Below are 24,508 nucleotides of genomic sequence, written 5' to 3'. Positions count from 1 at the left end.
ATGAGGTTTAATTTAAACAATGATGTTGAGGGGTAATAAAATGAGGTTTTCAGAAGCATTTAATGAAATGGATAGTTTCATAAAAAACAACTTAGATTCAATAACTTGTAATAAAATTTTCCAGATTAAAGAAGACTTTTACTCGATAGTTCAGAACCTTTGCGGAAGTACAGCAAATTTAACAGGTATCACGGAATTACTGATTTTCCGTTTTCTTTATCATTCACTTGGGTTGACTGAAAAAGTAGAATATAAATCCGCACACAATAAAACTCATAGTTTATTTATTGGAAAGAGATACATTGGCAGTAATGGAAAAATACAAGAACCGGATATCGTTATTGAGGAGACTAATATACTCAAATATCTTGTCTCAATAAAGAATGTTATGAGCACTGTTACACCAACAAAAAATGAAGTTGAAAGTCCTTTAGTCCAGGAACTTATCAAAGAAAATGGTGTTTGCACCACCGCTATCCAAGATATTTTTAGGATAAAAAATATTAGGTATGGTCCAAACAATAACTTTAAATCCATTACGGTAATTTTTTCTGATGTACCCCAAAGACACCGCAAAGCTATTAATTTGATTCATAATAAGTTCAATTGGCATCAATTCTTAATCCTTGAGAATAACAATAAAAAGTTCCTTAACGAACTTAATGAAAGTTTAAGTTTAAAAATACATAAAACAGTCTAGATGCCGATAACTTTAAAATAATTATTGCTTGTATATTGTGGAACTTAAAGTGTGAGTTCTTTGTCAGCTAGATTTTGTCAAATGCCGATATATTTCTTGCATCCTAACGTATCGATTTCGATATGATTTATGTAAAATATATATTGTTAAAGGCAGTAAGTTATATTATGGGGGGATATTACAAATGGATAGGTTAGATGAAATCTCTTTATCACGAATAGCCTCAATATTGGATAAGCAATCTATCATTAGAACTAACAACAATTCTTGTTGGGAACGAATTTTATCAAATGCAGGGCAAAGTGAACTTTATAATAGATTTAGAAGTTCCTTGAATCCCTATATTTATAATGGTTCATGGCAAAATGCTAATAATGGATTCGATGAATTCTATTCAGCTATTAAAAGTATATTAAAAATTGTATATGCTAATGGAGAAAACACTGAGGAATTTATCCTGCTTATTAGTTCCCTAATAGAAGAAATTGATATTCAGGATATTTTTGAAGGTGACATTGAAAACATATTACCGAGAAGATACTATACTTTAAGTGAATTCCTTGAGGAAAAAGCAGATGAAGCATGTTTAGATTTTATTAAAGAAAAATCAAAACCCGATTTCCAGGTATTAATCAACAACTTAAATGTTTTGAATTTTGATGTTACATATTCAAAAGGAAAGCTGAAATTATTACCTTTTACCCAGGAATCTAACAAGATTCCAAGAAATTCTTCTTTATTAGTGGATTGGCTAAGTGATAACTATTCTTCAATTGGGGAGATGTATCAGGAAGCAATAGAAAATTATATAAAGGGTGAATCTGTTTCTTGTATTTCCAACTGTAGAAATATAATTACGGGTTTATTTAGTCACTTTAAAGAAGATGGAAATAAATCATGGGTTAAGGGATTACAAAAACTTAGCACAGACACTAATATCGAAAATATAACAGTGCCTAATAATATTATGCAAGGAAGTGCTAATAAAAATATTCCTTTTGAAACTGATAACGAATTTAAATATCCGAGATTCAAACTTATATACCATCTTTACTCGTTAACTTCAGACTTAGGACCACATATTACTGAAGCGCCTAAAATAGGTGGGGCTTTGTTCCCTGAAAGGACATCGTTAAATGATGCTTTATTATGTCTTCGAATGACCGAAGATGTTTTAATTTGGGTAAAAGAACGTTTGAAGAATTATCAATAATTGTTTACAGTTACTCTTTGACCGAAAAGAAATGCAGTTTATAAGACAGATTAAAGGTAAGTTACATAAATAATAATAAAAAAGCAATGCGTTCTAAGGGAAGCGCATTGCTTTTTTATTTGCGGGTATTCCACATATAAACATTAGAAGATATTGGTAAACAAACAATACTCTTTTCACCCATCTTAACACTGTTTGATTTTAAGTAGTTATTAACTCAGATATTTAGTTCAAACTCCATTTGTGCCATCAACTCAGCCTGCTTAACTACTGTCTCTACTGCTTCCTTCTGTAAATCTGGTGGATAACCGTATTTCTTTAAGAGTCTCTTCACAGTTACTCGCATTTTAGCTCTTGCGGATTCACGTAGGTTCCAGTCAATGCTCATATTCACTTTAATCGACTTTGAAAGCTCGTGTGCGATGAGTTTAAGTGTATCATCGCCTAATACTTGCTCTGCTGTTTCATGTGATGCTAGTGCATCATAAAAGGCAATTTCTTCTTTAACAAGACCTGTTTGCTCTCCTCGTTTATATGCCCCATCCATTTCCTTAGCCAATGCAATCAATTCTTCAATAACCCTTGACGTTTCAATCGCTCTCTTATTGTATTTGTTGAGTGCTCCTTCAAGCATTTCGGAAAATTTACGAGCCTGTATTAAGTTCGTTCGCTGCACACTTTTCACTTTCCCGTTTAACAAACGATTCAGTAACTCAACCGCTAAGTTCTTATGAGGCATTGCCTTCACATCTTCTAAGAACTTATCTGATAAAATTGAAATATCCGGATTCTCTAAGCCAAGTGATTCGTAAATATCCACTACTTCTTCTGAAATGACCGACCTCGAAATCAACTGATTAATTCTTGCTTCCATTTGAGCGTTCGTTTTCTTCTTGCTACCGTCGCCAATGCTCTTTACTAGACTTGCTTTTACAGCCTTAAAGAATCCAATTACTGCATTTAGTTCCTGTGCTTCTGGTGTAGTGGCACATAAAGCAAACGCTTTAGAAAGTTCTGTTACCGTCGTTAAAAAACGTTTCTTTTCTTCTTCACCCAGACCGAGAACAAAGTCCATCGTTGAAATAATGGCATTCATTCGGACCGTTGCCTTATCAGATAAATAGCCACTATAATCATGTTCATACAACATTTCAATAAGCACTTCATGCTTCTCTAGCAAGATATTCACCGCAACAGATGTATCCACACCGGCAGTATTTTTGTCACTTTCCGTGTATTGATGCAACGCTTCTTTCAAGCTTTCTGCTATACCAATATAATCAACAATTAATCCACCAGGCTTGTCCTTGAACACACGATTTACACGAGCAATGGCTTGCATTAAATTATGTCCTTTCATTGGCTTGTCGATATACATAGTGTTCATTGCTGGAACATCAAATCCTGTCAGCCACATATCACGCACAATGACGATTTGTAACGGGTCTTCAATATCTTTCATACGTCTTGCTAAATACTCACGCCTCTTTTTATTCCCAATGAACGGTTGCCATTCTACAGGGTCACTTGAAGCTCCTGTCATGACAATTTTAATCACGCCTTTGTCATCGTCATCGGAATGCCACTCTGGACGCAATGCCACAATCTCTTTATACAAATCAATCGCAATGCGACGAGACATCACGACCACCATCGACTTCCCGAACATCGCTTGTTGTCGTTCTTCATAATGTTTTACAATATCCTCAGCTAAACGTTTTACTCTTGATTCAGCTCCAGCTAATGCTTCAAGTCTTGACCATTTCGACTTCAAACGTTCTTTTACGGATTGCTCTTGGTCTTCAGTGATTTCTTCATACTCATCATCTAATCGAAGGTCACTCGGTAAATCCAGTGGAATAATACGACTCTCATAAAAGATTTTCACTGTTGAACCATCTTCAACAGCTTGCGTCATATCATAAATATCAATGTATTCACCGAAAACAGCAGGTGTATTTTTATCTGTTGCCTCCACAGGTGTTCCAGTGAAGCCCACAAACGAAGCATTCGGAAGAGCATCACGAACATATTTCGCAAATCCATACTTCGTTTCCGCGTCGTTCCCACGAATAGTTGCCCCGAATCCATATTGGGAACGGTGGGCTTCATCCGCCATGACAATGACGTTCGAACGGTCCGTTAAACAAGGCATGATGCCTGTATCTTCATCAGGGGAAAACTTTTGTAGCGTAGTAAAAATAATACCTCCCGATTCGACCGACAGTAATTTTCGAAGTTCATCACGACTATTTGCTTGGTTCGGTGTTTGACGTAAAATCCCATTCGAAATCGAGAACGTATTAAACAGTTGGTCATCTAAATCATTACGGTCAGTCAACACCACAATCGTTGGATTGTTCATAGCTTGGATAAGCTTTCCAGCATAGAACACCATCGATAAACTCTTTCCAGAGCCCTGTGTATGCCACACAACCCCAATTTTATGGTCTCCTTGTACTGCTACTTTCGCTTTGTCTACCGCTTTATTCACAGCATGGAATTGATGATAAGCAGCTAAAATTTTGTATGTATTCTCTCCATCTGTTTGGAACAAAATGAAGTTGCGTAAGATATCCATAAACCGACTTGGTTCGAGCATTCCTTTTAACAAAACCTCTAATTGTGAAAGAGATGTTGGAGCAAGTTCAAGTCCATTAATTGTCCGCCATTTCATAAAACGTTCTTCATTTGCCGTTAAAGAACCGACACGAGCGTTTACCCCATCACTCGATACTAAAAAAGCATTGTAACGGAATAAAGAAGGAATGGCTTGCTTATAGGTTTGAAGCTGATTATAGCCCTCTGAAATGCCTGTTGATTCATTTGTTGCATTCTTTAACTCAATCGCTACTAAAGGTAAACCATTTACGAAAACAAGCACATCAGGACGTTTATTTTGATTTCCTTCAATAATTGTGAACTGATTCACTGCCAAAAAATCATTATTTTCAGGACGTATAAAATCAAACAACCATACTTTTTCCGTTGGATTGTAACCATCTGTGCCTTGCAATTCAATATCTAATCCTTCTGTCACCATACGATGAAATTTTTCATTGTTCACAACCAAACTCGGTGAATCGTTCGCTGCAATTCTCTGAACTGCCAACTCAATAGCATTCATCGGGACATTCGGATTAATCCGTCGAAGTGATTCCGTTAATCGTTCATATAGCACTACATCTTGATAACTGTCCCGTTCCGGATACTCACCATCATGAGCAATATCTGGACCAGCTAAGATGGAATAATCCAACTCAGCTAGCCATTCTAAAGTGGCTTCCTCTAAATCCGACTCTAGATACTTAAACATCTAAACCACCACACTTTCGTCTGGTATTTCAATCTCTCCTGAGAGGAGTTTTGGAAGTAGAGAATTTCGAATATTTATTAAATTAAAATTCTCAAATTCTGTACTTTTAATCTGTTCAAAAAAAGCCTTTACAACATTAGTATATTCTCGAACTAAATTAACTGGTGGAAGAACTATTGCAATTGACTTTAAACCTTGACCAGAAATTTCCTTGAATGTTGAACCCCCAGCGTTGGCTTCAATTGTTGGTAACATCTGATGTAAAACAAAATATATAAAATAATTAGAATATCCTTTATCACATACAACGGATTTAAAGCCTTGATTCGTTGTAACTTCTTTACCCGCAAAAGCAATATAACCAATAGGTGCTCTAGAGCTAAATAACACAGAACCTTCTGGCATTAATTTAGCACTACCTTTAGCCAAGCCTAATTCTGTAATATCAATAGCTCCACGATAAATAAATTTCGATTTATTATTTGATAAATCTTTTGGTGTAATCCAGCTAATACCATTCTCTGTATAATAAGACTCTTCCTTTTTAGACGGAGTTCCCCCACCTATTATAGAACCTATGTCACCTATAGTTCCAAGCTGCCATCCCTCTGGTATCTCCCCTAGCTCACTATCCACCATCTTGGCACCACTTGATTTATAGGGTTGCCCTTCCTCATTCGGATACTCAAAATCAATAAACCAGCGTTTGAAGATGGTTTGTGAAACCTCTTCTAAATTTCGAATAATTGATAAATTATTCGTTAATTTTCTACTGATACTTTCTAAAGTATGAACAATAGTATTTTGTATATTTAATGGTGGAATAGAAATCATAATTTTTTTAAGATTAACCATTGTTAAAGCCTTTTGAGTGGAACCAATCGTAATTCTATCAATTTCAGATTTTCCTACATTAGAGGTAAACCAATAATACAAAAATTTATTATTTAACTTTTTATCAAAATTAGAAAACCATGTTAAATTTCCATCTTTAAAATAAAATTTATCTGAAGCATCCACCAAATAAGGGATGCCTAATGTCCCTACTGAAGTAAGTAAAATATCACCTTCAATCGGAACTCCATACCTTGCTTTAATACTTAAAAATTGTTGTTCTGATATAAATAACTCTGTAGAGATATTTTCTTGATTAGCTTTTTGAATAATTTCTTTAGAACGATAAAAAGGGATACCATCTTCTACATAATCTTTCATATAAATTCGTTTACTTGAACGAATATCACATAAGTCACCTAATTCATATACTTCAAATGACATACCCAATTCCCCCTAAAGCTTGGCGAATTTGGTCTTCTAGCTCTTTTGATTTCACAAATAGCTCTGATAACTCATTTGTTAAACGAGCCATTTTTTCCTCAAATGGTTCCCCATCTTCTCCTGCTTCTTCTAATCCTACATAACGACCAGGCGTTAAGATGTAATCATTGTTTCGTACTTCTTCAAGCGTTGCTGCTTTGCAAAAACCTTGAACATCTTCATATTGTTCATCCACCGTTCCACGCCATGAATGGAAGGCATTAGTAACTTTCTTGAGGTCCTCGCCAGTAAATTCTTTATGGGTGCGGTCTGCCATGAAGCCAAGTTTCCGCGCATCAATAAATAGAATCTCCCCGTTACGAGCACGCCTGCCTGTTTTTGATTTGTTTTTCGATACAAACCAAATACAAACAGGAATTTGTGTGGAATAAAACAATTGCCCTGGTAACGTTACAATACACTCCACTAAATCAGCTTCAATTAAGTTTTTTCGAATTTCGCCTTCACCAGAAGTATTAGAAGACATCGAACCATTTGCTAACACAAAACCTGCTGTTCCTGCTGGTGCTAACTTTGAAACCATATGCTGAATCCATGCATAGTTCGCGTTGCTTGTTGGCGGTGTACCATATTGCCATCGAACATCTTCACGTAATTTATCCCCACCCCAATCTTTAATATTGAATGGTGGATTGGCTAAAATATAATCTGCCTTTAAGCCCTTATGTAAATCATTATGGAAAGTATCAGCATTGTGCGTACCAATGTTTCCATCAATACCACGAATAGCTAAATTCATTTTACAAAGCTTCCACGTTGTAGGATTTGATTCTTGACCATAAACTGCAATATCCCCTAGTTTACCTTGATGTTCTTCAACGAATTTTTCACTTTGCACGAACATCCCACCTGAACCACAACAAGGGTCATAAATACGTCCCTTATATGGCTCTAGCATTTCAACCAACAGACGAACAACTGAGGATGGTGTATAGAACTCACCGCCATTTTTCCCTTCAGCGCTCGCAAACTTACTCAAGAAATATTCATATACTCGTCCTAATACATCTTTTGAACGACTTTCTTCATCCCCTACTTTGAAAGAAAATAAGTCAATTGTTTCTCCAAGACGTACTTTATCTAGTGCTGGACGTGCGTAATCTTTTGGTAAAACACCTTGCAAAGAAGCATTCTCTTTCTCTATTGCAATCATAGCTTTATCAATAATCTGCCCAATCTCCGGCTTCTTTGCGTTATCTTTAATGAATGACCAGCGTGCTTCTTTTGGAACCCAGAAGATATTGTCCATCACATATTCATCTCGGTCTTCTGCATCTGCAAATTCATCAGCCTCAAGTTCCGCATGTCTTTCTTCAAATGCATCTGATACATATTTCAAAAATAATAATCCTAATACAACGTTTTTATATTCACCCGAATCCATTGAACCACGTAATTTATCCGCCATACTCCATAATTGTTCTTCAAAACCAATATTTGCTGTTGCCATATGTATATCCTCCTAGTCAATCCTACTCTTGCAGTGTCAAATATAAATATAATTGTACAGTAAAATTCAGCTTTTGGTAATAATTTACCTAAATTAAAAACAGTAACTCAAAATTGCTATTGTTGTCATTTTTTACACCGCAATAAAGGTATTAATAGCTTAATGTTGATTATATCTTTTAAAGGTGATTATCCATATTCAGTTCGACAATATCCACATTAAACGACTTCATAGCATTTATAGATATTAATATAATCCACGGTGGAAGGTGAATACAGATTCAGAAATATGAATTCAGAATTGAGAATCAAGAAAAAAATCCCTATCCAAACTGAATAGGGATTCAACAAATTTGAAGCATGGAAGGGAAAAGTGTATGAATTACTAAAAGGGATATTTCAGCGTTTTTATTGGAAATAATTTTAATGAAAATAAAAACCAATACCATTTAAGGAGGAGATTACTATGGCATCAACCTTTGCTATGTGTATGAACTGTGGTTGTAATGAAGAAGATGTAGAGGTATACAAGTGTTATGATTGCAATAAAACATATTGTAATGTATGTGCAAACTCTGGTTTCTTTTCAACTAATTGCCCTAACTGCAATAGCGGTGGTACTAGGCTAGGCAAAATTATATAGATGTACTTTTGCTGAAATAAAAAACTGAGCAATGAGAAGAATAGTTAATTCAAATGCCCAGTTTTTTATTTTTATCGAATTTATTGTGTAGCTTCTTTCCTCAGTTAGATTTTTTAAACAAAAAAAGAATCGTGATAAAGTGCCAAGGCACTTATCACGATTCTAAATTACATAGATGGATTTATTTATTATGTCACACGATGTTAAAATCTTGTGTCATTTTAAGTTAAAACTTGTGACATTTTATATTAAAATCCACAAAAATAATCTTTCCCACACTACACCCTACTCCACCGTAACACTCTTCGCCAAATTCCTTGGCTTGTCAACATCACAATCACGGTGTAAGGCAGCATAGTAAGAAATGAGTTGTAATGGAATAACAGAGATAAGAGGTGTTAATAGATCGTGCACTTCTGGAATCACAAAGGTATCTCCTTCCGCTTCCAGTCCTTTCATGGAGATAATGCACGCGTATGCTCCACGGGCAGCTACTTCTTGTACGTTGCCGCGGATACCTAAATTAACACTTTCTTGTGTTGCTAAGGCGATTACTGGAGTGCCTTCTTCGATTAAAGCAATCGTACCGTGCTTTAATTCGCCGCCAGCAAATCCTTCAGCTTGAATATAAGAGATTTCTTTCAGTTTAAGTGCACCTTCAAGGCCAACGTAGAAGTCTAATCCACGGCCGATGAAGAATGCATTGCGGGTAACTGTTAAAAATTCACGGGCAATGGATTCAAATTCTTCTTTTTCATTGCAAAGCACTTCCATAGCATTTGCGATGATTCCTAGCTCATGAACTAGATCAAGTCCTAGCTTCATTCCACGGCGCTTTGCTGTTACCTCTGCCAAAATGACTAAAACGGCCAGCTGAGCTGTATAAGCCTTTGTAGAAGCAACTGCAATTTCCGGGCCTGCATGAAGCAATAGCGTGTAATCCGCTTCACGTGATAATGTAGAACCTGGTACGTTCGTAATGGTGATGGCTTTATAGCCCATTTCCTTCACTTTCACAAGAACCGCACGGCTGTCAGCTGTTTCTCCGCTCTGAGAAATAAAGATAAATAGCGGCTTCTCAGGAAGTAAAGGCATATTATAGCCAAACTCACTGGAAATATGGACTTCCACTGGAATTTTAGCCATCTTTTCGATGAACTGTTTCCCAACTAATCCAGCATGATAAGATGTTCCCGCAGCAATAATATAAATACGGTCGGCATCATTCATTGCATCAATGATCTCTTGGTCAATGGTTAAGTTCCCTTGATCATCTTGGTAATTTTGAATGATCTTACGCATCACTAAAGGCTGCTCATCAATTTCCTTCAGCATATAGTGAGGATATGTGCCTTTTTCAATATCGCTTGCGTCTAATTCCGCCGTATATGGATCACGAGTAATGATCTCGCCATTTAAATTTTGGATGACTACCTTATCTTCTTTCACGATGACCAGTTCCTTGTCCATTAGTTCAACATACTGATCTGTTACTTGAATCATAGCCATTGCGTCTGATGCGACAACATTAAATGTTTCACCTAAGCCAACAAGAAGCGGGCTTTTATTCTTTGCAACGTAAATCGTTTCATTGTCCTGCTCGTCTAAAAGCGCAAGTGCATAGGAGCCTTTTAATAGTGTCAGCGTTTTACGGAACGCTTCATCAGTTGCCAATCCCTCGCCAGCAAATAATCCAATCAGCTGAACGATAACCTCTGTATCTGTATCACTAATAAAAGAAACGCCTTGCAGGTATTCACGCTTTAAGCTTTCATAGTTTTCGATGACACCATTATGAACAAGGGTAAAACGGCCAGATGTACTTTGATGCGGGTGAGCATTTACCGTGCTTGGCACTCCGTGTGTTGCCCAACGAGTATGACCAATCCCTACATGGGCAAGAACATCAAAATCTACAGTATTGCGTAAATCGGCAATGCGGCCTTTTTCTTTAAAAACTTGGACTTTACTCTCATTCAAAACAGCGATTCCTGCTGAATCATACCCTCTATATTCAAGCTTTTCTAAGCCTTTTAGCAAAATTTCTTTCGAATCATTATTTCCAATATATCCTACGATACCACACATACTTCTGTTCCTCCTAAAATAGAAGGGGCAAGAAGCCAAAGGGACATTCTTGCCCCTTATCTCTGTAATGTAATGAATTCATTTTTCTAGTTTTTCAATACCAGAATGCTTTGCATCCGGCTCCTCTACTAGCATTCCCATCCCTTTGTGCATTAGGTTACCCTAATGTTTTAAAGATGAGATATCGGTTTGCTTGAAACCGGGAGGCATCCGCCGAAAACTTCGATAAACCCCCACCTCGTCAACTAATCCATTTGTCGTCCGCGGATTAGTCCTGGCGCTTATATTTGATTAAACCTCTGCCCACCTTTCCTTTCAACATGAAGAGGTGAAAAACATTAATATCATACAACAAGCAAAACTCTTAAGTCAACTAAGAAATGCGGAAATGATTCCTACTATAAAAATATGCATAAGAGAACCATTTCGTTCCCTTATGCATAGCTTGTTTACTCTTCCTTTAAACCCATTTCCTCTACGACGACAGCTGCTATTCTTTCTACATAGGAGTTGCATAGCTCTTCAGTTGGAGCTTCAGCCATAACCCGAACAAGCGGCTCCGTTCCAGAAGGGCGAACTAGAATTCGTCCATTTCCATTCATTTCCTTCTCTACTTCAGAAATGACGGCACTTACTTTTTCATTATCTGTTACATGATGTTTATCCGTTACACGAATATTAACGAGCTTTTGCGGGAATTTCTTCATCTCTTTCGCTAGCTCTGATAATGACTTCTTGGTCATTTTCATAATGTTAACGAGCTGAAGGCCAGTAAGAAGTCCATCACCTGTAGTAATATAATCAAGGAAAATGATATGGCCTGATTGCTCTCCTCCAAGATTATAGCCATTCTTCTTCATCTCTTCTACAACATAACGATCGCCGACGGCAGTTGGGATACTTTGAATTTCATTTGCTTCCAATGCTTTATAAAAACCAAGGTTACTCATCACAGTGGAAACAACGGTACTATGTCTTAATCTGCCCTGTTCCTTCAAGTATTTTCCGCAAATATACATAATTTGGTCGCCATCGACTATTTCTCCATTTTCATCAATCGCAATGAGGCGATCGCCATCCCCATCAAAGGATAAACCAACATCCGCTCCCTTTTCCTTTAGGAAGGCAGCAAGTGTCGCTGGATGAGTACTTCCTACCCCATCATTAATATTTAATCCATTTGGAGAAGCTCCAATCACGGATATATCTGCATCTAAATCAGCAAACAAGTGAGAAGCAAGAGAGGAAGTGGCACCGTGCGCACAATCTAATGCAATATGAATGCCAGAGAAATCCTCATCAACGGTTTGCTTCAAAAATTGAAGGTATTTCTGTCCGCCTTCGAAGTAATCATTCACTTGTCCAATCTCTGCTCCAACAGGTCGTGGAAGCTGATCTTCTTCTAAATCCATAAAACTTTCAATCTCAGCCTCTTGCTCATCAGAAAGCTTAAATCCATCCGGACCGAAAAATTTAATCCCATTGTCTGCCACAGGGTTATGGGATGCTGAAATCATGACACCTGCTTCCGCTCCTAGGGCTTTTGTTAAAAATGCAACTCCTGGTGTTGAAATCACGCCTAAACGCATAACCTCCGCACCAATCGATAATAATCCTGAAACGAGTGCCCCTTCAAGCATATGACCAGAAATACGAGTATCACGCCCAATTAACACCTTTGGACGACTTTTATCCTTTGTCAGAACATATCCTCCAAAACGGCCTAATTTAAAAGCTAATTCAGGTGTGAGCTCACTATTAGCAACTCCACGCACCCCATCGGTACCGAAATATTTTCCCATTTGATTATTCTCTCCTTATCCTTTTGTGTTCTATATATTAGACTTCCTTTTGTGTAATTGATACTTTTGCTACTTCCGTTGCCAGCTTCCACTGCACATCTTCTGGGCCATTTACTTTAATTTTTACATCATGGTCGCCTTCAGTTAAATTAGATAAATCAAGAAAAACTTGGAAATCACTTGCTTTTAGCTGCTCAATCAACCCGCTTTTTCCTGTAACCGTTAGACTAACACCATTAGGAGGTGATTGAACGGATGCCTCAAACTGATTGGAAAGGCCCGTTAGATGAATAGGGAGATTTGAAAATGTTTTGCTTTCAACTTTCTCTTCATCTTGGCCCGTATCTGATTGATTCACACTAGTACTAATTGTTGCCTTCACAACTTTCGGATTCACTTCATTGATTCCATCTGAGATGATAACAGGCACCGTCAGTTCTGTATCTCCATTTATCTGGCTAACATCCACTTCCACTCTAACATTTTCCGTCCGGTCTAAAGCTTCTTGGCTTCCGAAAATTTTTACCTCATTTACATCAAGTGAGATATTATTAATCGTGACGCCTTCTGGTGGACTTCCCTTTTCGATGATCCTTATCGGTACTGTTTTGCTTAAGCTTTTGACAGGGATAATCACATCGACCGTATCATGATTCAACATAACATCAAGCTTATTCATGTCTCGATCTAATACTTGGATTTGGGCTTCTCTTCTAACTGTTTCTTTAATTGGCCTTTTTACATTCACAACAGCTTTCACATAGCTGATTCTTTCAATCACATCTTTTCCACCAGTGATTGTTACATACTTCGGCTCTGCTTCAGGTGGTTCAGAGATATAACCATCCTCTAATAACGCTTGATCAAATTCTACATCCACCTTGAAATCCTTTGTTACCTTTTCTTGTACATTTATGTCCACATTAGCAGGATCCACTGTTGCCTTCAGCTTATCAGAAAGATTTCGAACCTTGATCGGAACTCTTTCAGTGCCTATTTCCGCATCCGACAAATCAACATATACTTCGAAATTTTTTTGTGCTTTCGCCTGTTGAAGAACGTTTATTGGACCCGTTAAGGTTACGTCTACAGTTTCTGGAACACCTGTGACAACGAGATTATCTGTATCATAATAGGTTTTCACCGGAATATCAGATAGAACGACCGAGTCTTGATCGCTTGGAACATTAATATTCGAAACATCCTTGTCAGGGTTATAAACAGAGTCGAATAGCAGTAATGCTAGAATTAACGCAACAATTTTCATAAACCATCGTGTTTCTACAAGCTTATCAAATTTATCCATTTCTCTTCGCCCTCCAATTCCAACGAGCTGAAGAAGTCGATTTCACTTTGTTTTGAGATACTAACTCTTTCGAAAGCATCTCTTTAAATGCATTCAATTTTAAATCACGATGCAACTCTCCATTTTTCGTTAAGGAAATATTTCCTGTTTCTTCTGAGACAATAACTGTAATACTATCTGTCACCTCACTAATGCCTAATGCCGCCCGGTGACGTGTCCCAAGCTCTTTAGAAATAAATGGGCTTTCCGATAATGGAAGATAGCATGCAGCTGCTGCAACATGATTTTTTTGTAAAATCACTGCCCCGTCATGGAGAGGTGTATTGGGAATAAATATATTAATGAGTAATTCAGATGAAATTTTTGATTCAAGCTGAATGCCTGTCTCAATATAGTCGCCCATTCCTGTTTCCCGTTCAATCGAAATAAGCGCCCCAATACGACGTTTTGCCATATAATCGACGGCCTTTACAACCGATTCTATTAATTTTTCCTGTTCATCTGTTTCTTGATTACTAGTTCTTGAAAAGAATCTTCCTCTTCCCAGTTGTTCAAGGGCTCTTCTTAACTCAGGCTGAAAAATTATGGCAATTGCTAAAAATCCCCAAATAAGTACTTGTTGCATCATCCACCCTAATGTTTGGAGGTGGAATTTATCACTGATCACTTTAACAAGGAGTATGACAAAGATTCCTTTTAATAATTGAACAGCTTTCGTTCCTCTCACAATCATAATGAGTTTATAGATGACGTACCATACAAGGAGAATGTCAACAGTATTAGCTAAAAATTTCATTATAGAGAAATCTGAAAACGACATTATCCTTTCCTCCATATAATTTTTATTAGAAAAACTTGGCGTTCGCCAAGTCCTATCGGCGAAGGCCTTAGTTTTACTTATGCGATCTTATTAGCAGTATTTAATTGAAAACACATTTTGCTTTAGTACTTTAATAAACTTAAAATTTCTTATTAGCTTAGAAAAACTTGGCGTTCGCCAAGTCCTATCGGCGAATGCCTTAGTTTTACTTATGCGATCTTATTAGCAGATATTTAATTGAAAACACATTTTTACTTTAGTACGTTAATAAAGTTAAAACTTCTTATTAGCTTAGAAAAACTTGGCGTTCGCCAAGTCCTATCGGCGAATGCCTTAGTTTTACTTATGCGATCTTGTTAGCAGATATTAAAATGAAAACACATTTTTACTTTAGTACGTTAATAAACTTAAAATTTCTTATTAGCTTAGAAAAACTTGGCGTTCGCCAAGTCCTATCGGCGAAGGCCTTAGTTTTACTTATGCGATCTTATTAGCAGTATTTAATTGAAATCACTTTTTGCTTTAGTACGTTAATAAACTTAAACTTTCCTTTTAGCTAAGAAAAGCACAGGCGCCTTCTGAACGATCAACATTTAGATTGATCCTGTGATGATTATTAAAAGTATTTCCCTCGAGGGGTAGACGCTATCGCTAGACATTTAGAAAAAAAAATTCATTGTTTCTAAGTAACGTCAATATTATAACATAAATGAATTAGATACCGCTCGAATTGACTAAGTGCCTTTTAATAAAAAAACGGAACCCTGCCTTTTAAGCAAGATTCCGTTATTCGTATTATTTAACTGTTTCAGGCTCGCTGCCTTCGAATACACTTATTATTTCTTTCGCAGTATTTTTGATATGATACCACATCCAATCAAAAACAGCATTCACCTCATTAATTTCTCCAGTCACATGACCAGCCGAAGCCAAATATTTTTCACCGTTAATTTCACCGTTAATAACGGTCACATTTCCTTCTACTTGGCCTTCTATTTGCAGTTTTCCATTTTTTACAACGACGTCTCCCTTCACGACTTCACCCTCAGGGACAATCACTGTATCATTTTGAACGACAAGGTTTGGCTGCTTTGAAACGGATAATTGACGATCCTGTTCCCAAGAGGAGAAAAAACTCCCTATCATTAATACAAGGAACAGAGAAGCTGCCGTAAACATCGGATGCTGCCTGATCCAGCGCTGAAATCCAACCTTACGCTTCTCCTTAGGCAACTTAGCCATCACATTTGCAGTGAAATTAGATGGCGCCTGTATATGTGAAATGCTTTGAACAAGAGCAATTGTCTTTCTCAATTCATGAAAATGCGCCTGACAATCTTTACAGCTTTGCAGATGTGCTCTTAATTCCTGTTCATGATCGGCTGAGATCTCTTCATCTAAATATTCGTGCATATAAAGAACCACTTCTGCTGGACACTTCAAAGTTCTCACCCTCTTCAAATTATACATATCGTAATTGGGTTCTTAATGCTTCCCTTCCCCGATGAATTCTTGTTTTAACCGTACCTAATGGAAGATCTAATATTTGACTTATTTCATTCAATGAGAGCTCTTCAATATATTTCAAAACAATAACGGTACGGTATTTTTCTGGGAGCTTGGATATTTCTCTTTGAATCGTTTCCTGTAGCTCCAGACTTTCGACATCCTCCTCTGGGAGGCTCGTATCGGCGGCAATTTGTGAGTACATCGTTAACCCATCTGTACCTGCAACCTCAGCATCTAAATAAAAATCTGGCTTTTTCTTTCTAATACGATCGATGCAAAGATTCGTGGCAATTCGATAAAGCCATGAAGAGAATTTCAAATTTATATTAAAGCTGTGAATGTTAACATAAGCTCTTAAAAAAGCTTCCTGTGCAATATCCTCTGCTTCATGTCTATTCCCTAGCATTCTGTAGCAAATGAGAAATACTTTATCTTTATATATTTCAACTATTTCTGCATACGCATCCTGATCCCCTACAAGTACTTGCTTTATCCTTTTCTTTACGATTGCTTCCATTTTTATTTTACCTCCGCTCTATGCGGCTAATTGATATTACGATCTATAGTGAAAAAGGTTTCACTAGTAATAAAAATACTTAATATATCTATTTTAACAAATTTTTACTTACTTGGTTTAATATTTTCCCATATCGGGAATGATAGTACGTAAAACATAGAAAAGGACGATTTTCATGTGTAAAAATGTATTATTAAAAGACATTGAAGATTGCAGAAAGGAAATGATCAAGTTAGCCTCTCATTCTTCATTATCTGATAAGCAAGTATTAGACATGAGTAAAAAATTAGATCAATTGCTAAATTTATATGAAAATCATATGAAAAAAAACTAAGCAATGTCCTTATTAAAAGTGTCTGCTTAGTTTTTTTATTTTAGGCCATGTTAAACTTCCCTGTTGATTTCCGCTGCAGGCAGATCGCGGGCAGTCCGGAAGCCTCCTCGTCGCTATCGCTCCTGCGGGGTCTCCCTTTGACTTGCTTCTCCCGCAGGACATTGAATAAGCTTCCTAGAATGATCATGCGTTAGCATTTTCGAGGATCTCGCGCCTGCAGCGAGAATCAACAACAAAATAGCATTTTCAACACTGTGCTTTAACACAGACTTATTTTATAAAAGCTTTTCGCCAAATAATGATCCCATTAAAGCTACTGCGACGGATGCGGTTTTATTTTTATCATCCAATATAGGATTGACTTCAACAAATTCTGCAGACGTGATAATTCCTGATTCAGCCAGCATTTCCATTGCTAAATGGCTTTCTCTGTAGCTAATTCCACCAATGACTGGCGTTCCCACTCCTGGTGCATCATGTGGATCTAAACCGTCTAAATCAAGAGATAGATGAACACCATCTGTTTTTTCCGATAAATATTCAATCGCCTCTTCCATCACTTTTGTCATTCCTAGACGATCAATTTCATGCATCGTATATACTTTAATTCCATGCTTCTTAATAAGCTCGCGCTCACCATCATCTAAAGAACGTGCACCAATTATGACAATATTTTCGGCCTTCACTTTTGGACCATATCCGCCTACATTTGTTAATAATGGGTGACCTAAGCCAATACTCACAGCAAGCGGCATTCCATGTATATTACCTGTTGGAGAGGTCTCAGCTGTATTTAAATCTCCATGGGCATCATACCAAATCACACCTAGGTTTTTATAATGCTTCGCTACACCAGCTAATGTTCCAATGGCGATGCTATGGTCTCCTCCAAGAACAAGTGGAAACGCTTTATCTTCAATTGCTTTATCTACTTCATTCGCTAATAACTCAGTCTTTTCAGCGATTAGATTTAAATTACGGAGATTTGAAACAGGGTCCACTTCTACTTCAGGTCTTCCAACCGCAATATCCCCTTTATCATGTACCTCATCGAATAACTCTTTTAAACGCTCCGTCACACCTGCATATCGAATGGCACTTGGCCCCATATCTACCCCACGTCTCATTTGCCCTAAATCCATAGGCATGCCAATAATCGCCAGCTTCTTCATAAAAAAAATCCTCCTTCAACCCCTAAATCATTTCTAACTTTATTTTAACCCCTTTTAAAGAAATGACTCAACTCGACAAAACCGTGAATATATATGCGAGAGTCATTCCTTACTTTACTACTAAGGTCTTTATAAAATCAACTAACTGAAAACTCCCACATTCTATCAAAGTTAACTTCAATGACTTTAGAAAATTCAAGATGTTATAAACACAAATAAAGAAGACTTTTAGGGATCCCTAAAAGTCTTCTTTATTTAATATGAGTGAGCCATGAAGGACTCGAACCTTCGACCCTCTGATTAAAAGTCAGATGCTCTACCGACTGAGCTAATGGCTCATATTAATTCAAAAAAAATGGCTGGGCTAGCTGGATTCGAACCAACGCATGTCGCAGTCAAAGTGCGATGCCTTACCGCTTGGCTATAGCCCAATGAATTCATGAAATACTTCTACGAATAAAATAAAAAGGACTAATACTATCTTGTCCATTTTTAAAGTTTTTATAAAAAATGGTGGTGGGGGACGGATTCGAACCGCCGAACCCACAGGGAGCGGATTTACAGTCCGCCGCGTTTAGCCACTTCGCTACCCCACCGTTTGTAAGTTGTGTTGCTTCTTAATAAATTATACTTCTATTTAAAACTTCTGCTTAAAATCCCTTCCGGGATTTTTCGCATGCTTCCACTGAAGTTTCTCATGGAAGTTAGAAGCATGGTGCCGGCCAGAGGACTTGAACCCCCAACCTACTGATTACAAGTCAGTTGCTCTACCAATTGAGCTAGGCCGGCATTTAAATCATGGTGGAGGATGACGGGATCGAACCGCCGACCCCCTGCTTGTAAGGCAGGTGCTCTCCCAGCTGAGCTAATCCTCCATATTGGTGACCCGTACGGGATTCGAACCCGTGTTACCGCCGTGAAAGGGCGGTGTCTTAACCGCTTGACCAACGGGCCATTTAAATAATATTATGGTAAGCTTCCAAGCGGGCTCGAACCGCTGACCTCTTCCTTACCATGGAAGTGCTCTACCTGCTGAGCTATGGAAGCATAAAAACTACCTGCTCAAATAGATCTTCTAGAAAAATGGCTCCGCAGGTAGGACTCGAACCTACGACCGATCGGTTAACAGCCGATAGCTCTACCACTGAGCTACTGCGGAATAATTCTTTAGCCTAGCGACGTCCTACTCTCACAAGGGGACAGCCCCTAACTACCATCGGCGCTGAGAAGCTTAACTTCCGTGTTCGGGATGGGAACGGGTGTGACCTTCTCGCTATCGCCACTAGACTGTATAAAATTGAGGTTTTGTTCCCTCAAAACTAGATAATGTTGAAGAAGAATTCGAGTAATCAATTTGGTTAAGTCCTCGACCGATTAGTATTTGTCAGCTCCACGTGTCACCACGCTTCCACCTCAAACCTATCAACCTGATCATCTTTCAGGGGTCTTACTAGCTTGACGCTATGGGAAATCTCATCTCGAGGGGGGCTTCATGCTTAGATGCTTTCAGCACTTATCCCTTCCGCACATAGCTACCCAGCGATGCTCTTGGCAGAACAACTGGTACACCAGCGGTGCGTCCATCCCGGTCCTCTCGTACTAAGGACAGCTCCTCTCAAATTTCCTGCGCCCACGACGGATAGGGACCGAACTGTCTCACGACGTTCTGAACCCAGCTCGCGTACCGCTTTAATGGGCGAACAGCCCAACCCTTGGGACCGACTACAGCCCCAGGATGCGATGAGCCGACATCGAGGTGCCAAACCTCCCCGTCGATGTGGACTCTTGGGGGAGATAAGCCTGTTATCCCCGGGGTAGCTTTTATCCGTTGAGCGATGGCCCTTCCATGCGGAACCACCGGATCACTAAGCCCGACTTTCGTCCCTGCTCGACTTGTAGGTCTCGCAGTCAAGCTCCCTTATGCCTTTACACTCTTCGAATGATTTCCAACCATTCTGAGGGAACCTTTGGGCGCCTCCGTTACTTTTTAGGAGGCGACCGCCCCAGTCAAACTGCCCACCTGACACTGTCTCCCACCCCGATCAGGGGTGCGGGTTAGAATTTCAATACAGCCAGGGTAGTATCCCACCGATGCCTCCACCGAAGCTAGCGCTCCGGCTTCCAAGGCTCCTACCTATCCTGTACAAGCTGTACCGAAATTCAATATCAGGCTACAGTAAAGCTCCACGGGGTCTTTCCGTCCTGTCGCGGGTAACCTGCATCTTCACAGGTACTATAATTTCACCGAGTCTCTCGTTGAGACAGTGCCCAGATCGTTACGCCTTTCGTGCGGGTCGGAACTTACCCGACAAGGAATTTCGCTACCTTAGGACCGTTATAGTTACGGCCGCCGTTTACTGGGGCTTCAATTCAGAGCTTCGCTTGCGCTAACCCCTCCTCTTAACCTTCCAGCACCGGGCAGGCGTCAGCCCCTATACTTCGCCTTACGGCTTCGCAGAGACCTGTGTTTTTGCTAAACAGTCGCCTGGGCCTATTCACTGCGGCTCATCCGGGCTATTCACCCAAATGAGCACCCCTTCTCCCGAAGTTACGGGGTGATTTTGCCGAGTTCCTTAACGAGAGTTCTCTCGCTCACCTTAGGATTCTCTCCTCGCCTACCTGTGTCGGTTTGCGGTACGGGCACCTTTTCCCTCGCTAGAGGCTTTTCTTGGCAGTGTGGATTCAGGAACTTCGGTACTTTATTTCCCTCGCCGTCACAGCTCAGCCTTTATGCAAGCGGGATTTGCCTCGCTTGCAGCCTAACTGCTTGGACGCGCTATTCCAGCAGCGCGCTTACCCTATCCTCCTGCGTCCCCCCATTGCTCAAACGGTAAAGAGGTGGTACAGGAATATCAACCTGTTGTCCATCGCCTACGCTTTTCAGCCTCGGCTTAGGTCCCGACTAACCCTGAGCGGACGAGCCTTCCTCAGGAAACCTTAGGCATTCGGTGGATGGGATTCTCACCCATCTTTCGCTACTCATACCGGCATTCTCACTTCTAAGCGCTCCACCAGTCCTTACGGTCTAGCTTCAACGCCCTTAGAACGCTCTCCTACCACTGACATCGTAGATGTCAATCCACAGCTTCGGTGATACGTTTAGCCCCGGTACATTTTCGGCGCAGAGTCACTCGACCAGTGAGCTATTACGCACTCTTTAAATGGTGGCTGCTTCTAAGCCAACATCCTGGTTGTCTAAGCAACTCCACATCCTTTTCCACTTAACGTATACTTTGGGACCTTAGCTGGTGGTCTGGGCTGTTTCCCTCTTGACTACGGATCTTATCACTCGCAGTCTGACTCCCATGGATAAGTCTTTGGCATTCGGAGTTTGTCTGAATTCGGTAACCCGATGAGGGCCCCTAGTCCAAACAGTGCTCTACCTCCAAGACTCTTACTACATGAGGCTAGCCCTAAAGCTATTTCGGAGAGAACCAGCTATCTCCAAGTTCGATTGGAATTTCTCCGCTACCCACACCTCATCCCCGCACTTTTCAACGTGCGTGGGTTCGGTCCTCCATCCAGTGTTACCTGGACTTCAACCTGGACATGGGTAGGTCACCTGGTTTCGGGTCTACGACCACATACTCATTCGCCCTATTCAGACTCGCTTTCGCTGCGGCTCCGTCTCTTCAACTTAACCTCGCATGTAATCGTAACTCGCCGGTTCATTCTACAAAAGGCACGCCATCACCCGTTAATGGGCTCTGACTACTTGTAGGCACACGGTTTCAGGATCTCTTTCACTCCCCTTCCGGGGTGCTTTTCACCTTTCCCTCACGGTACTGGTTCACTATCGGTCACTAGGGAGTATTTAGCCTTGGGAGATGGTCCTCCCTGCTTCCGACGGGATTTCACGTGTCCCGCCGTACTCAGGATCCACTCTGGAGGGAACGAAGTTTCAACTACAGGGCTTTTACCTTCTATGGCCGGCCTTTCCAGACCTGTTCATTTACCTCGTTCCTTTGTAACTCCGTGTAGAGTGTCCTACAACCCCAAGAGGCAAGCCTCTTGGTTTGGGCTAATCCCGTTTCGCTCGCCGCTACTCAGGGAATCGCGTTTGCTTTCTCTTCCTCCGGGTACTTAGATGTTTCAGTTCCCCGGGTCTGCCTTCAATACCCTATGTATTCAGGTAAAGATCCTATCCCATTACGGATAGGGGGTTCCCCCATTCGGAAATCTCCGGATCAAAGCTTACTTACAGCTCCCCGAAGCATATCGGTGTTAGTCCCGTCCTTCATCGGCTCCTAGTGCCTAGGCATTCACCGTGCGCCCTTTCTAACTTAACCTACTTCGGTCAACGATTAACGTTGTCCTCATGGTTTGTACTCTTACTCAATGAATAAATAAGAGAGAAAACTAAAATGGCGATTACTCGGTTATTCTTCTTCATTTCATTATCTAGTTTTCAAAGAACAAAAGTTTTGAGAGATTATTCTCTCAAAACTGAACGAACAAGAAACGTCTTATTTAAGAAGTATGAAATACTTCTATATATCCTTAGAAAGGAGGTGATCCAGCCGCACCTTCCGATACGGCTACCTTGTTACGACTTCACCCCAATCATCTGTCCCACCTTAGGCGGCTGGCTCCTTACGGTTACCCCACCGACTTCGGGTGTTACAAACTCTCGTGGTGTGACGGGCGGTGTGTACAAGGCCCGGGAACGTATTCACCGCGGCATGCTGATCCGCGATTACTAGCGATTCCGGCTTCATGCAGGCGAGTTGCAGCCTGCAATCCGAACTGAGAATGGTTTTATGGGATTCGCTTAACCTCGCGGTCTCGCAGCCCTTTGTACCATCCATTGTAGCACGTGTGTAGCCCAGGTCATAAGGGGCATGATGATTTGACGTCATCCCCACCTTCCTCCGGTTTGTCACCGGCAGTCACCTTAGAGTGCCCAACTGAATGCTGGCAACTAAGATCAAGGGTTGCGCTCGTTGCGGGACTTAACCCAACATCTCACGACACGAGCTGACGACAACCATGCACCACCTGTCACTCTGTCCCCCGAAGGGGAACGCCCTATCTCTAGGGTTGGCAGAGGATGTCAAGACCTGGTAAGGTTCTTCGCGTTGCTTCGAATTAAACCACATGCTCCACCGCTTGTGCGGGCCCCCGTCAATTCCTTTGAGTTTCAGCCTTGCGGCCGTACTCCCCAGGCGGAGTGCTTAATGCGTTAGCTGCAGCACTAAGGGGCGGAAACCCCCTAACACTTAGCACTCATCGTTTACGGCGTGGACTACCAGGGTATCTAATCCTGTTCGCTCCCCACGCTTTCGCGCCTCAGTGTCAGTTACAGACCAGAAAGTCGCCTTCGCCACTGGTGTTCCTCCACATCTCTACGCATTTCACCGCTACACGTGGAATTCCACTTTCCTCTTCTGCACTCAAGTTCCCCAGTTTCCAATGACCCTCCACGGTTGAGCCGTGGGCTTTCACATCAGACTTAAGGAACCACCTGCGCGCGCTTTACGCCCAATAATTCCGGACAACGCTTGCCACCTACGTATTACCGCGGCTGCTGGCACGTAGTTAGCCGTGGCTTTCTGGTTAGGTACCGTCAAGGTACCGCCCTATTCGAACGGTACTTGTTCTTCCCTAACAACAGAGTTTTACGATCCGAAAACCTTCATCACTCACGCGGCGTTGCTCCGTCAGACTTTCGTCCATTGCGGAAGATTCCCTACTGCTGCCTCCCGTAGGAGTCTGGGCCGTGTCTCAGTCCCAGTGTGGCCGATCACCCTCTCAGGTCGGCTACGCATCGTTGCCTTGGTGAGCCGTTACCTCACCAACTAGCTAATGCGCCGCGGGCCCATCTGTAAGTGATAGCCGAAGCCATCTTTCAGCTTTCCTACATGTGTAGAAAAGAATTATCCGGTATTAGCTCCGGTTTCCCGAAGTTATCCCAGTCTTACAGGCAGGTTGCCCACGTGTTACTCACCCGTCCGCCGCTAACTTGCGAGAGCAAGCTCTCACAAGTCCGCTCGACTTGCATGTATTAGGCACGCCGCCAGCGTTCGTCCTGAGCCAGGATCAAACTCTCCAATAAAGAGTAAGATTAGCTCTTAAAAATGTCTTATAAAAAGACTTAGAATTAACGTTGACGTTTTTGTTCGCTCAGTTTTCAAAGAACAATGTTTTTCATGTTTATCGCTCAGAGGCGACTTTATTAATATATCATCCTTCGCTTTTGACGTCAACAACTTTTTTTAAGTTGTTTTTTATCATGTCAGCAGCGACGTTTATTAATATATCAACAAACTATAAATAAGTCAATCATTTATTCGTATTTTTT

13 protein-coding genes, 8 tRNA genes and 3 rRNA genes are annotated in these 24,508 nt (G+C 40.4%); 3 read left to right on the top strand and 21 right to left on the bottom strand.

The window, feature by feature from the left end:
* Positions 1-40: 40 nt before the first annotated feature.
* Both FSZ17_RS01060 and FSZ17_RS01055 read left to right on the top strand, forming a co-directional pair.
* Positions 41-700 carry a hypothetical protein gene (locus tag FSZ17_RS01060; RefSeq protein ID WP_057776075.1) on the top strand — a complete coding sequence of 220 codons (660 nt, stop codon included), beginning with the start codon at positions 41-43 and terminating at the stop codon, positions 698-700.
* A gap of 184 nt (positions 701-884) precedes the next feature.
* Complete coding sequence (locus FSZ17_RS01055) at positions 885-1,913, top strand: hypothetical protein (protein WP_057776074.1); 1,029 nt, start codon at positions 885-887, stop codon at positions 1,911-1,913.
* A 217-nt stretch (positions 1,914-2,130) separates the two neighbouring features.
* Here the strand turns inward: FSZ17_RS01055 and FSZ17_RS01050 are convergent, their stop codons facing one another.
* The 9 genes from FSZ17_RS01050 to sigW form a co-directional block, all read right to left on the bottom strand.
* On the bottom strand, positions 2,131-5,229 hold the full coding sequence (locus FSZ17_RS01050) for a type I restriction endonuclease subunit R (protein ID WP_057776073.1): 3,099 nt from the start codon (positions 5,227-5,229) through the stop codon (positions 2,131-2,133).
* Positions 5,230-6,507, bottom strand: coding sequence for a restriction endonuclease subunit S (locus tag FSZ17_RS01045; RefSeq protein WP_057776072.1), 1,278 nt, complete (start codon positions 6,505-6,507; stop codon positions 5,230-5,232).
* Complete coding sequence (locus tag FSZ17_RS01040; protein ID WP_057776071.1) at positions 6,497-8,017, bottom strand: class I SAM-dependent DNA methyltransferase; 1,521 nt, start codon at positions 8,015-8,017, stop codon at positions 6,497-6,499. Before FSZ17_RS01040 ends, FSZ17_RS01045 begins: the two co-directional genes overlap by 11 nt.
* Before the next feature lie 927 nt (positions 8,018-8,944).
* On the bottom strand, positions 8,945-10,747 hold the full coding sequence (glmS, locus tag FSZ17_RS01035; protein WP_057776070.1) for a glutamine--fructose-6-phosphate transaminase (isomerizing): 1,803 nt from the start codon (positions 10,745-10,747) through the stop codon (positions 8,945-8,947).
* 449 nt (positions 10,748-11,196) lie between these two features.
* A complete protein-coding gene (gene glmM / locus FSZ17_RS01030) occupies positions 11,197-12,549 on the bottom strand; it encodes a phosphoglucosamine mutase (RefSeq protein WP_057776069.1) in 1,353 nt (450 codons plus the stop codon).
* Between the two features lie 37 nt (positions 12,550-12,586).
* Complete coding sequence (locus FSZ17_RS01025; protein WP_057776068.1) at positions 12,587-13,855, bottom strand: CdaR family protein; 1,269 nt, start codon at positions 13,853-13,855, stop codon at positions 12,587-12,589.
* The gene (cdaA, locus tag FSZ17_RS01020; RefSeq protein WP_057776067.1) at positions 13,848-14,675 is read right to left on the bottom strand and encodes a diadenylate cyclase CdaA; all 828 of its coding nucleotides are present in this window, start codon (positions 14,673-14,675) and stop codon (positions 13,848-13,850) included. Before cdaA ends, FSZ17_RS01025 begins: the two co-directional genes overlap by 8 nt.
* Positions 14,676-15,470: 795 nt before the next feature.
* Positions 15,471-16,118 carry an anti-sigma factor family protein gene (locus FSZ17_RS01015; protein WP_057776066.1) on the bottom strand — a complete coding sequence of 216 codons (648 nt, stop codon included), beginning with the start codon at positions 16,116-16,118 and terminating at the stop codon, positions 15,471-15,473.
* Between the two features lie 19 nt (positions 16,119-16,137).
* The gene (sigW, locus tag FSZ17_RS01010; protein WP_057776065.1) at positions 16,138-16,701 is read right to left on the bottom strand and encodes an RNA polymerase sigma factor SigW; all 564 of its coding nucleotides are present in this window, start codon (positions 16,699-16,701) and stop codon (positions 16,138-16,140) included.
* A 175-nt stretch (positions 16,702-16,876) separates the two neighbouring features.
* On the opposite strand from sigW, the gene FSZ17_RS01005 reads away from it, so the two are divergent.
* Entirely contained in the window at positions 16,877-17,035 is a 159-nt protein-coding gene (locus FSZ17_RS01005) for an aspartyl-phosphate phosphatase Spo0E family protein (RefSeq protein ID WP_082625399.1), read from the top strand.
* A 275-nt stretch (positions 17,036-17,310) separates the two neighbouring features.
* Here FSZ17_RS01005 and rocF read toward each other — a convergent pair whose 3' ends face one another.
* The 12 genes from rocF to FSZ17_RS00945 all read right to left on the bottom strand — a co-directional run bounded on the left by rocF (position 17,311) and on the right by FSZ17_RS00945 (position 24,262).
* On the bottom strand, positions 17,311-18,207 hold the full coding sequence (rocF, locus tag FSZ17_RS01000) for an arginase (RefSeq protein WP_057776064.1): 897 nt from the start codon (positions 18,205-18,207) through the stop codon (positions 17,311-17,313).
* Between the two features lie 265 nt (positions 18,208-18,472).
* A tRNA-Lys gene (locus FSZ17_RS00995) sits at positions 18,473-18,545 on the bottom strand.
* Between the two features lie 18 nt (positions 18,546-18,563).
* Positions 18,564-18,638, bottom strand: a tRNA-Gln gene (locus tag FSZ17_RS00990).
* Positions 18,639-18,718: 80 nt separating this feature from the next.
* Positions 18,719-18,803, bottom strand: a tRNA-Tyr gene (locus tag FSZ17_RS00985).
* Positions 18,804-18,920: 117 nt separating this feature from the next.
* Positions 18,921-18,996 (bottom strand) — tRNA-Thr (locus FSZ17_RS00980).
* 10 nt (positions 18,997-19,006) lie between these two features.
* A tRNA-Val gene (locus FSZ17_RS00975) sits at positions 19,007-19,082 on the bottom strand.
* A 4-nt stretch (positions 19,083-19,086) separates the two neighbouring features.
* Positions 19,087-19,161, bottom strand: a tRNA-Glu gene (locus FSZ17_RS00970).
* Positions 19,162-19,181: 20 nt separating this feature from the next.
* Positions 19,182-19,254: transfer RNA gene (locus FSZ17_RS00965), tRNA-Thr, on the bottom strand.
* 37 nt (positions 19,255-19,291) lie between these two features.
* Positions 19,292-19,366, bottom strand: a tRNA-Asn gene (locus FSZ17_RS00960).
* Positions 19,367-19,377: 11 nt separating this feature from the next.
* A 5S ribosomal RNA gene (gene rrf, locus FSZ17_RS00955) occupies positions 19,378-19,494 on the bottom strand.
* A 67-nt stretch (positions 19,495-19,561) separates the two neighbouring features.
* A 23S ribosomal RNA gene (locus FSZ17_RS00950) occupies positions 19,562-22,496 on the bottom strand.
* 215 nt (positions 22,497-22,711) lie between these two features.
* Positions 22,712-24,262, bottom strand: a 16S ribosomal RNA gene (locus FSZ17_RS00945).
* The 16S, 23S and 5S rRNA genes sit together here with 8 tRNA genes alongside, the layout of an rRNA operon.
* Positions 24,263-24,508 lie beyond the last annotated feature (246 nt).

The sequence above is a fragment of the Cytobacillus dafuensis genome (genome assembly GCF_007995155.1).
Classification (GTDB): Bacteria; Bacillota; Bacilli; order Bacillales; family Cytobacillaceae; genus Cytobacillus; species Cytobacillus dafuensis.
Note: the sequence above shows the minus strand (reverse complement) of the source record. Positions and strands in the feature narration are given on the sequence as shown.